We start from the raw sequence: 10,487 nt of genomic DNA on the forward strand, positions 1-10,487 counted from the left end.
GATCACGATCACGATCACGATCACAGCCAAATGCTGCAGCCTGTGCAGAAGCATGACCATGGCGGGCATGGCGATTCCTGCTGTTCCTCCAAGGCGGCAGCGCCGTCGCTGATCAAGTTGAGCGACACGCCGACCGACGGCGCCCGGCTGAGCAGCTTTCGCATCGACGCCATGGACTGCCCTACCGAGCAGACGCTGATCCAGAACAAACTGGGCAAGCTCGCCGGTGTGCAGCAGCTGGAATTCAACCTGATCAACCGCATTCTCGGCGTCACCCATGACCTGCCGAGCACTGCACCGATCATCGAGGCGATCAAGTCGCTGGGCATGGTGGCCGAACCGATGGAGCAGGGCACCGAAGCGCCAGCGCCGATCCCCGAGAAAAAGCACTGGTGGCCCCTGGCGCTGTCCGGCGTGGGTGCGCTGGCTGCAGAAGTGATCCACTTCACCAACGCCGCGCCGGACTGGGTGGTGGCGATCATCGCGCTGATTTCGATCCTCAGTGGTGGCCTTACCACTTACAAGAAAGGCTGGATCGCGCTCAAGAACCTCAACCTCAACATCAACGCGTTGATGAGCATCGCGGTGACGGGCGCGATCCTGATCGGTCAGTGGCCTGAAGCGGCGATGGTGATGTTCCTGTTTACGGTGGCCGAGTTGATCGAAGCCAAGTCCCTGGACCGTGCGCGCAATGCCATCAGCGGCTTGATGCAGATGACCCCGGAACAGGCCACGGTGCAACAGGCTGACGGCTCATGGTTGGAACAAGANGTCAAAACCATCGAACTTGGTGCGCGAGTGCGGGTGCGTCCCGGCGAGCGGATTGGCCTGGACGGCGAAGTCGTGTCGGGCAGTTCGACCATCGATCAGGCGCCGATCACCGGTGAAAGCCTGCCGATTGAAAAGACTGTGGGCGATAAAGTCTTCGCCGGCACCATCAACCAAGCCGGTTCGCTGGAATATTCCGTCACGGCTGCGGCCAATAACTCGACACTGGCACGGATCATCCACGCCGTGGAGCAGGCCCAGGGTGCACGGGCGCCGACCCAGCGCTTCGTCGATCAGTTCTCGAAAATCTACACCCCGGCTGTATTCATCTTTGCCTTGGCCGTAGCGGTGATTCCACCGCTGTTCATGGCTGGCGTGTGGTTCGACTGGATCTACCGCGCGCTGGTCCTGCTGGTGGTTGCCTGCCCTTGCGCCTTGGTGATCTCCACCCCGGTGACCATCGTCAGCGGCCTGGCGGCGGCGGCGCGCAAAGGCATCCTGATCAAGGGTGGCGTGTACCTGGAAGGCGGTTACAAGCTCGATTACCTGGCCCTCGACAAGACCGGCACGATCACTCACGGCAAACCGGTGCAGACCGATTATTTGTCGCTTGATCCAACCGCTGACGAAACCGCCCCGGCGATTGCGGCAGCGCTGGCCGGTCGCTCGGACCATCCGGTGTCGTTGGCCATCGCCAATGCGGCTGTGGATAAACAGTACGCGCCGCTCGTTGTGGATAACTTCGAAGCCCTGGGAGGTCGCGGTGTACGCGGGGAAATCAACGGCCAGCTCTACCACCTGGGCAACCACCGCCTGGTGGAAGACTTGGGCCTGTGCTCGCCTGAGCTGGAAGAAAAGCTCTTCGCCTTGGAAAAACAAGGCAAGTCGGTGGTGCTGTTGCTCGACAAATCCGGCCCGCTGGCGCTGTTCGCCGTGGCCGACACCGTCAAAGACAGCAGCCGCGAAGCCATCCAGCAGTTGCACGAACTGGGCATCAAAACCCTGATGCTGACCGGCGACAACGTCCACACCGCTCAGGCGATTGCTGCGCAAGTCGGCATCGACGAGGCCAAGGGCGATCTGCTACCGACCGACAAGCTGCATGCCATCGAGGCGCTTTATGCGCAGGGGCATCGCGTCGGCATGGTCGGCGATGGCATCAACGATGCGCCGGCACTGGCCCGGGCCGAGATCGGTTTCGCGATGGCCGCCGCCGGTACCGATACCGCCATCGAGACCGCCGATGTCGCCCTGATGGACGATGATCTGCGCAAGATTCCTGCGTTCATCCGCCTGTCGCGGCAAACCTCTATCATCCTCAAACAGAACATCGCCCTCGCTTTGGTCATCAAGGCGATCTTTCTTGGGGTAACCTTCGNCGGGATCGCCACCATGTGGATGGCGGTGTTCGCCGACATGGGCGTGAGCCTGNTGGTGGTGTTCAATGGCNTGCGCCTGTTGCGCAAATAAGCGATGAGGAGCGGGTGTGCTGAGTGCCGAGTTGAAGGCGTTTTTTATGGTCGCCCGCCTGGGCAGCATTACCCAGGCGGCGAAAAAGCTCGGCCTGAGCCAACCCACCGTGACCACGCAGATTCGCCATCTGGAAAGCCAGTACTCGGTTGAATTGTTCTACCGTGGCGGCCGCCGCCTCAGCGTCAGCGANGAAGGTGCGCGGCTGCTGCCAATGGTCAAGACGCTGTTGCAGCAGGAAGCCGATATCGAGTTTTTCCTGCGCAACAGCGGCCAGGTCCAGGGTGCCTTGAGGATTGCCGCGACGGCGCCGTATTACATTCTCGACCTGGTCAAAGCCTTTCGTGAGCGCCTGCCCCACGTGGAGGTGTCGGTGGAAATCGGCAACTCCCAGCAGGTGCTCGAAGCGTTGGATGATTACCGCGTCGATGTCGCCGCATCCTCGCAACTGCTGGAAGATNCGCGGCTGATTCGCCGGGTGCTCGGCAGCGATCCGCTGGTGCTGGCGGTGCATCGCAATCATCCGTTGGCGGTGCATGAACATGTGCCGCTGAGTGCGTTGGCCGGGCATACGTTGTTGATGCGCGAGTCGGGCTCGACCACACGCCGATTGACTGAGGAATTGCTGGCCAGCGCCGGCGTGAGTTTCGGGCCGTTGCTGGAAATTGGCAGCCGAGAATCGATTCGCGAGGCGGTGCTGCGCAACATTGGGATCAGCATCATTGCCAGGCAGGAAGTGCCGCATGATCCGCAACTGCGCGTGCTGACGATTGAGAATGCGCCGCAGATTCCTGAGTATTTGTACTGCCTCAAGGAAAGAAAAGGGGCNCGGTTGCCGGCGGCGTTTCTGGGGTTGGCGCAGGAAATGGCGCCGGCCTGAAAATCTCTATTGCCTGTTCTGGCCTCATCGCGAGCAAGCTCGCTCCCACAGGGTTTTGTGGTGAACACCCACCGCCCACTGTGGGAGCGAGCTTGCTCGCGATGACGTCAGTGCAGGTAACCCAAATCCTTGAATACCACTATCAGCCGTTTTTGCCTCACTGCCACATGACCGACGCATTACAAACCTAGGATGGGCTTCATCTGCTTGATGAGGCCTGTCCATGAACCACTCGATCGCAACTGCCCTGACCAACCCCGGCGCCCCGATGAAGGTGCGCGGCGTGCAGAAACGCTTCGGCGCCTTTACTGCGCTGGATAATGTGTCGCTGGACGTCGCGGCCGGTGAGCTGGTGTGCCTGCTGGGCCCGTCCGGTTGCGGCAAGACCACTTTGCTGCGTTGCATCGCCGGTCTGGAACGCCAGGACAGCGGCGAGCTTTACCTTGGCCAACGGGATGTTTCCTTGCTGCCACCTCAGGCGCGGGATTACGGNATATTGTTNCAGTCCTACGCGCTGTTTCCCAACCTGACCGTCGAAGCGAATATCGGCTACGGCCTCACCGGCAGCGGCCGCGATGAAGTGCGCAAGCGCGTCGGTCAGATGCTGGAACTGGTCGGCCTGACTGGCAGTGAGAAAAAGTACCCCGGCCAGTTGTCCGGCGGCCAACAGCAACGTGTCGCGCTGGCCCGTGCCCTGGCGCCAGCACCCTCCTTGCTGCTGTTGGACGAACCGATGTCGGCGCTCGACGCCCGTGTCCGCGAGCACTTGTGCACCGAGTTGCGCCAACTGCAACGGCGCCTGGGGATCACCACCCTGATGGTCACCCATAACCAGGACGAAGCCATGTTGATGGCCGACCGCATCGCCGTGATGAACAACGGCAAGGTCGAGCAATACGCCACGCCCCAGGAAATCTACGACCGACCGGCCACGCCGTTCGTGGCGGAGTTCGTCGGCCAGGGCAACTGGCTGCCGTTCAGTCGCAACAGCGACAGCCACGCCCAGGTCGGCGGGATGAGCATGCGCCTGGCCGATGGCAGCGCTAAAACCACGACNGGCCGCTTGTTCTGTCGCCCGGAAGCCATCAGCGTGAACCCGCCGGTACATGAAGAAAACCTGTTCCCGGCGAAGGTCCGCGAGATCACCTTTCTCGGTAACCGCTGCCGCATGAGCTTTGAACTGGAACAATTGCCTGGCCACCCGTTGCTGGCCGAACTGGCNCCCGAAGCCATGCCGCGCCTTGGCGCGCAGCAGATCATGGTCGCCTTGCCTCCGCGTAGCTTGCAGGTGTTTGCCTGATGAGCGCGAACATCGCGCTGCCGATACCGCACAAGCAGGTTCGGCAGACCTCCCGTGCCGAGATCGGCGACCGGGTGTTCGTGGTCGGCGGCAAAGTCCTTTTATTGGTGTTGCTCGGCCTCGCGGTGTTGATGCCGTTGCTGGCGATCTTCTGGCGCGGTTTCAGTTCGGAGGCGGGGCAGGGCGGTGGGTGGGTCGCGGCGCGCGAGCTGGTCACCAGTGACAACTTCCACTGGCTGCTGGGCAATAGCTTGAAGGTTTCCCTCAGCGTGGCGGCCATCGTCGTACCGTTGGCCTACCTGTTTGCTTACGCATTGCAGCGCACGCTGATCCCCGGCAAGGCCATCTGGCGTGGCATATCACTGCTGCCGCTGATGGCGCCGTCCATGCTGCCGGGGATTGCGCTGGTGTATCTGTTCGGCAACCAGGGCATGTTGCGCGGGCTGCTTTCAGAGAATATCTACGGTTTCTGGGGCATTGTTCTCGGCGAAGTGATCTACACCTTCCCACACGCTTTGATGATTCTGCTGTCGGCACTCTCGCTGGCAGATGCGCGACTGTTCGATGCCGCGTCNAGCATGGGCGCAAGTCCTGCCCGGGCGTTTCGCAGCATCACCTGGCCGGCCACGCGCCAGGCCGTATTCGCTGCGTTTTGCCTGGTATTCACCCTGACCATCACCGACTTCGGCGTGCCCGTGGTGGTCGGCGGCGATTATCAGGTGCTGGCGCTGGAGGCCTACAAAGCGGTGGTTGGTCAGCAGCAATTCGGTCGCGGCGCNTTGATCGGCATGGTNTTGCTGCTGCCGGCGCTGTTCAGCTTTGGGGTCGACGCCTGGTTGCGCCGTCGGCAGGGTGACGCCATGAGCGGCCGTGCCCAGGTGTTCCAACCCNCGCCATCGCCGCTGCGCGACGGCTGTTACCTGGCCATTGTGTTGCTGATCTGCGCGGTGTTGCTGCTGGTGTTCGGCATGGCGGTGTATTCCTCACTGGTGAAGTTCTGGCCGTACAACCTGTCGCTGTCGCTCAACCACTACCAATTCGAAGACACGGCCGGTGGCGGTTGGCTGGCCTATCGCAACAGCCTGACCATGGCCCTTTGCACGGCGCTGATCGGTAGCGTGTTGATCTTCACCGGCGCCTACCTGATGGAAAAGACCAAGGGCCAGAAAGGCCTGAACCTGGCGCTGCGCATGCTCAGCTTTGTGCCGATGGCCGTGCCGGGCCTGGTGCTCGGCCTGGGCTACGTGTTCTTTTTCAACCTCAACGGCAACCCGCTGCATGTGTTCTACGGAACCATGACCCTGCTGGTGGTGTGCACCATTGCGCACTATTTGACCACTGCGCAGATGACCGCGACCACGGCGCTGCGTCAGCTGGACAGTGAGTTCGAAGCCGCCGCGCTGTCGCTCAAGGCGCCGCTGTACCGCCACTATTTGCGCGTCACCGTACCGATCTGCCTGCCGGCGTTGCTGGACATCGTGCGCTACCTGTTTGTGTCGGCGATGACCACCGTGTCCGCCGCGATCTTCCTCTACAGCCCCGACACCCTTCTTGCCGCCGTCGCCGTGTTGAACATGGACGACGCCGGCAACGTCGGCGGCGCGGCGGCGATGTCGACCCTGATTCTGTTCACCTCGGCGGGCGTGTCCCTGCTGCTGGCCTGGGCTTCGCGCGGGTTGTTGCGCCGCTCCCAAGCCTGGCGGCAGACCGCGCCCGGCAACTGATTCTGTACAACCCCCTCAACTCAAAGACAGGAAAAGATCATGTTCAAGCCCCTGGCCCTGGCCGCTGCTGTCCTCACCGCTTTCAGCCTGAATGCCTTTGCCGCCAAAACCGAGTTGACGGTGTACACGGCCCTCGAAGCCGAGCAGTTGAAGACCTATAAACAGGCTTTCGAAAAGGCCAACCCGGACGTCGAGATCAAGTGGGTGCGCGATTCCACCGGGATCATCACCGCCAAGCTGCTGGCCGAGAAAGATCGCCCGCAAGCCGACGTGGTGTGGGGCCTGGCCGCGTCGAGCCTGGCGATCCTCGACCAGCAAGGCATGCTGGCTAACTACGCGCCCAAGGATTTGGACAAGATCGGTAAGCACTACCGCGACGCCGCCAACCCACCGGCCTGGGTCGGCATGGACGTGTGGGCTGCGACCATCTGCTTCAACACTGTCGAAGCCGAGAAGCAAGGCCTGACCAAGCCGGTGAGCTGGCAAGACCTGACCAAGCCTGAGTACAAGGGCAAGATCGTGATGCCGAACCCGGCGTCGTCCGGCACCGGCTTCCTGGACGTGAGTGCCTGGCTGCAGACCTTTGGCGAGAAACAGGGCTGGCAGTACATGGACGACCTGCACCAGAACATCGGCCAGTACGTTCACTCCGGGTCCAAGCCTTGCAAGCTGGCGGCTTCCGGTGAATTCCCGATTGGCATTTCCTTCGAATACCCGGCCGTCCAACTGAAACGTCAGGGCGCGCCGCTGGACATCATCCTGCCGAAGGAAGGCTTGGGCTGGGAGATCGAAGCGACCGCTGTGATCAAGGGGACACTACACGAAGACGCGGCGAAGAAACTGGCCGACTTCTCGGCCAGCCCGGCGGCGATGGAGCTTTATAAAGAGAACTTCGCGGTGCTCGCGCAGCCTGGTATCGCCAAGCCGCAGACCGAATTGCCCGCTGACTACGAGCAACGCCTGATCAAGAACGACTTCGCCTGGGCCTCTAAAAGCCGCGACAGCATCCTGACCGAATGGCGCAAGCGCTATGACGGCAAGTCCGAGAAAGTGGTTGCCAAGTAAATCTCTGTAGGCTGACAGGGCCTCATCGCGAGCAAGCTCGCTCCCACAGGTTTTGTGGCGATCACTGAACCTGTGGGAGCGAGCTTGCTCGCGATAGCGGTCTCGAATTCAGGACAAATCTCCATGACACAACACAGCGATCTGCTGATCATCGGCGCCGGCATCCTCGGCCTGTCCCACGCTTATGCGGCCGCCAGGCGCGGGCTCAAGGTCAAGGTGTTCGAACGCAGCGAAACCCCCTTGGGCGCCTCGGTCCGCAACTTCGGCCAGGCCCTCGTCACCGGCCAACCTCCGGGCGCGATGCTCGATCTGGCCAGGGCCAGCCGTGAGATCTGGGCGCAATGGGCACAAGTGGCGGGTGTGCAGCTCAAGCGCAACGGCTCGTACCTGTTTGCCCGCACCGAAGCCGAAGAGCATCTGTTGGAAGCATTCCGCGCCGGTCGCGCCTTGGAACACGGTTACCGCGTCGACATGCTGCGCGGCGCTGCATTGCGCGATCTCTACGGCGGCCAGTTCAGCCATCACCGTGCGGCGTTGCACGGCATGGATGATCAGCAGCTGTATTCGCGCGAAGCGATTCCAGCGTTGATCGACTACCTGCACCGCGAACTCGGCGTCGATTTTCACTTCTCCACCCTGGTGCGCGACATCGAGCCGGGGCGCCTGCACAGCACCGCTGGCACCTTCAGCGCCGATCAGATCATCGTCTGTTCCGGCCACGATTATCAGACCTTGCTGGCCGAGCCTATCGCCGAACTCAACCCGAGTATCTGCCGCCTGCAAATGCTGCGTGCCCGGCCTGCGGCCAACCTCAACCTGCAACACGCGTTGCTCACAGGCTTGAGTTGCGTGCATTACGGCGCCTTCGCCGACCTGCCCGAAGCCGCGCCGGTGCAGGCGCAAATCCTGCGTGAAGCACCACACTTGCATGAACACGGCATTCATCTGCTGATCAGCCCGACGCCCCATGGCGAGCTGATTATCGGCGACTCCCATGACTACGGCAGCGATGCGTCGCCGTTCAACGCCGAGCAGGTCGATGACTGGCTGATCGAGTTGGCTGAACAAACCCTGGGTTGCAAGGTGCAGGTGGTCGAGCGCTGGCAGGGCGTCTATGGTTCACGGGGCCCCGGGCCATTCTCGTTCTTGCGGCCGATGCCGGGTGTGAGCGTGGCACTGATGCACACCGGTGTCGGCATGAGCGTCGGGCCGGCGATGGCCGAACGTAACGTTGCGCAGTTGTTGGGGGAAAGTTGATGGAACGTCATGAACAAGTGATCGCCGAGGTGTTCGGTTTGTACGAGCGCTTTGGCGACAGCGATTACATCGGCGAGCCGGTGTCGCAGATCGAACACATGTCCCAGGCGGCCGAACTGGCCATGGCTGAAGGCTTCGATGATGAAGTGGTGCTGGCCGCGTTCTTCCATGACATCGGCCATATCTGTGGCGAGAGCACGGAGAACATGGGTGGCTTCGGCGTGGTCAGCCACGAGCGACTGGGCGCCGACTACTTGCGTCGGGCCGGTTTCAGCGAACGCCTGGCGCGGCTGGTGGAATACCACGTCCAGGCCAAGCGCTATCTGACGCTCAAAGAGCCCGGGTACTACGAGCGATTGAGCGAAGCCAGTCGCCGGACCCTGGAGTATCAGGGTGGGGTGATGACGCCTGCCGAGGCTGAAGCCTTCGAGCGGGACCCGTTGTGCGCGGTCAGTTTGCGCATGCGGCAGTGGGATGAGTTGGCGAAGGAGATGTGGGTGCCGGTGATTGATCTGGGTGTTTTGAAGGACAAGGCGTTGCGGCTGTTGGCTGCATAAAGCCTTGAAACCGAGGCGCTGCCTTCGCGAGCAAGCCCGTACTCCACAATGACCAAGGTTCACANCGAGGCGCTGCCTTCGCGAGCAAGCCCGTACTCCACAATGACCAAGGTTCACAACTGCTGGGCCAACACCTCAACCTGCTCTTGCCGCTCCGCCTGACTCAACTTGGGATGAGGATTCAGCGACGACCACTGCGGATGTGCCCGGGCCTTGTTCAGGGCCTCGGGCAGTTTGCCTTCGCGCCAGGTCTTATCCTGTGGCGTGGCCACCTGGATGCTGTCCAGAGCCGCATGCCCACGAGCATTCAACGCTTGCAGCAATTGCCGCTGACGCAACGCCAGCAACCGCAACACGCTGTCGTCGACCGTCAATTCTCGCTGACCTCTGATCTTGCCCATCAACCGGCTGCCATAACTGCGGGCGGTTTGCAGGGCGCCGCCGGCAATCGCGCCGGCCAGTGCCGCCGCGCCGAGGGTCAGGCCGCCCACCAGCAAATCGACCCCGGCACCGGCAGCCGCGCCAGCCGCGATACCGCCACCGACGCGCACGCCGAGTTGCTTGAGGGTTTCCGGGTTGAACAGGTCATCGCCCCAGCGGCCATCGAGCAGCGGCAGATCACTGGCCGCCGCGTCCTGTGGGCGAAAGGCATAGAGCTTGAGCAAGCCTTCAACGCAGCGCTGCTCCCGCTGCCGAACGGCTTTGCGCAGTTCGCTGATCGCCTGCTGTTCCTGCTCGGCTTCGCTGACCACGCTGCGCCGGCACGCGGCGCAATCGATCAGCAACTCGGCAATCAATCGCGCCGCACTCTGTTGGCGAGCCAAGCGTTGGGCCTGTTGATCGGCGATCAAACGCTCAAATTGTTCGCGGGAGTTTTCCAGCAGCAAGGCGAGGCTTTCATAGAGTCGCCGTTCGCCATCTTCGGGCGGTGCAACGCTGTCGAAACGCACCAGGGCATGCAAGCCCAGGCGTGCCAGGGCTTCACGCCAATCCGGCTCGCGATGGTTGGCGCTGCTGACGAAATTCAGCACCGGCAGCAGCGGTTTGCCGCAACTGGCCAGCACTTGCAGCTCGTCGCGGTACTTGGCCAGCACCGGCTCGCGGGCGTCGATCACATACAGGCCGGCGTCCGAGGCCAGCAGTTGGCGCAGCACTTTGGCTTCCTGTTCGAAACGCTGGCGCGCTTCGCTGCCTTCCAGGAAACGCGCCAGGCGGGCCGGGCCGTCAAGGCGTTCGCCGGGGCGATCCAGGCGTTCNAGATAGTCGAGCAGGGCGATGGCGTCTTCCAGNCCCGGCGTGTCGTAGAGATCGAGCAACGGCTCGCCGTCCACCGACAGCCGCGCGCCTTCGACATGGCGGGTGGTGCTGGGGCGATGGGACACTTCACCGAAACCGACATCGCGGGTCAACGTACGCAGCAGTGAGGTCTTGCCGACATTGGTGTGGCCGACCACTGCNAGNTTCAA

General features: G+C 62.3%; 8 protein-coding genes. 7 read left to right on the forward strand and 1 reads right to left on the reverse strand.

What is annotated here, in order from left to right:
• From B7L09_RS18980 to B7L09_RS19010, 7 genes are all read left to right on the forward strand, one after another.
• Positions 1 to 2,238, forward strand: a 2,238-nt coding sequence (locus tag B7L09_RS18980; RefSeq protein WP_141213480.1) for a heavy metal translocating P-type ATPase, incomplete at its 5' end; no start/stop codon positions are given.
• 16 nt (positions 2,239 to 2,254) lie between these two features.
• Entirely contained in the window at positions 2,255 to 3,118 is an 864-nt protein-coding gene (locus B7L09_RS18985; protein WP_094470139.1) for a LysR family transcriptional regulator, read from the forward strand.
• A gap of 223 nt (positions 3,119 to 3,341) precedes the next feature.
• Positions 3,342 to 4,418 carry a putative 2-aminoethylphosphonate ABC transporter ATP-binding protein gene (locus B7L09_RS18990; protein WP_094470140.1) on the forward strand — a complete coding sequence of 359 codons (1,077 nt, stop codon included), beginning with the start codon at positions 3,342 to 3,344 and terminating at the stop codon, positions 4,416 to 4,418.
• A complete protein-coding gene (locus B7L09_RS18995) occupies positions 4,418 to 6,142 on the forward strand; it encodes a putative 2-aminoethylphosphonate ABC transporter permease subunit (protein ID WP_094470141.1) in 1,725 nt (574 codons plus the stop codon). Before B7L09_RS18990 ends, B7L09_RS18995 begins: the two co-directional genes overlap by 1 nt.
• Before the next feature lie 39 nt (positions 6,143 to 6,181).
• Positions 6,182 to 7,207 (forward strand): putative 2-aminoethylphosphonate ABC transporter substrate-binding protein, encoded by a 1,026-nt coding sequence (locus tag B7L09_RS19000; protein ID WP_094470142.1) that lies wholly within the window; start codon positions 6,182 to 6,184, stop codon positions 7,205 to 7,207.
• Positions 7,208 to 7,330: 123 nt separating this feature from the next.
• Positions 7,331 to 8,464: a TIGR03364 family FAD-dependent oxidoreductase gene (locus tag B7L09_RS19005; RefSeq protein ID WP_094470143.1), complete on the forward strand. Its 1,134-nt coding sequence runs from the start codon at positions 7,331 to 7,333 to the stop codon at positions 8,462 to 8,464.
• A complete protein-coding gene (locus tag B7L09_RS19010) occupies positions 8,464 to 9,021 on the forward strand; it encodes a phosphonate degradation HD-domain oxygenase (protein ID WP_094470144.1) in 558 nt (185 codons plus the stop codon). Before B7L09_RS19005 ends, B7L09_RS19010 begins: the two co-directional genes overlap by 1 nt.
• 113 nt (positions 9,022 to 9,134) lie before the next feature.
• Here B7L09_RS19010 and B7L09_RS19015 read toward each other — a convergent pair.
• A partial coding sequence (locus B7L09_RS19015; protein ID WP_438269336.1) for a GTPase/DUF3482 domain-containing protein occupies positions 9,135 to 10,487 on the reverse strand: 1,353 nt, incomplete at its 5' end.

Source organism: Pseudomonas mandelii, from assembly GCF_002251635.1.
In the GTDB taxonomy this organism is placed as follows: domain Bacteria; phylum Pseudomonadota; class Gammaproteobacteria; order Pseudomonadales; family Pseudomonadaceae; genus Aquipseudomonas; species Aquipseudomonas mandelii_B.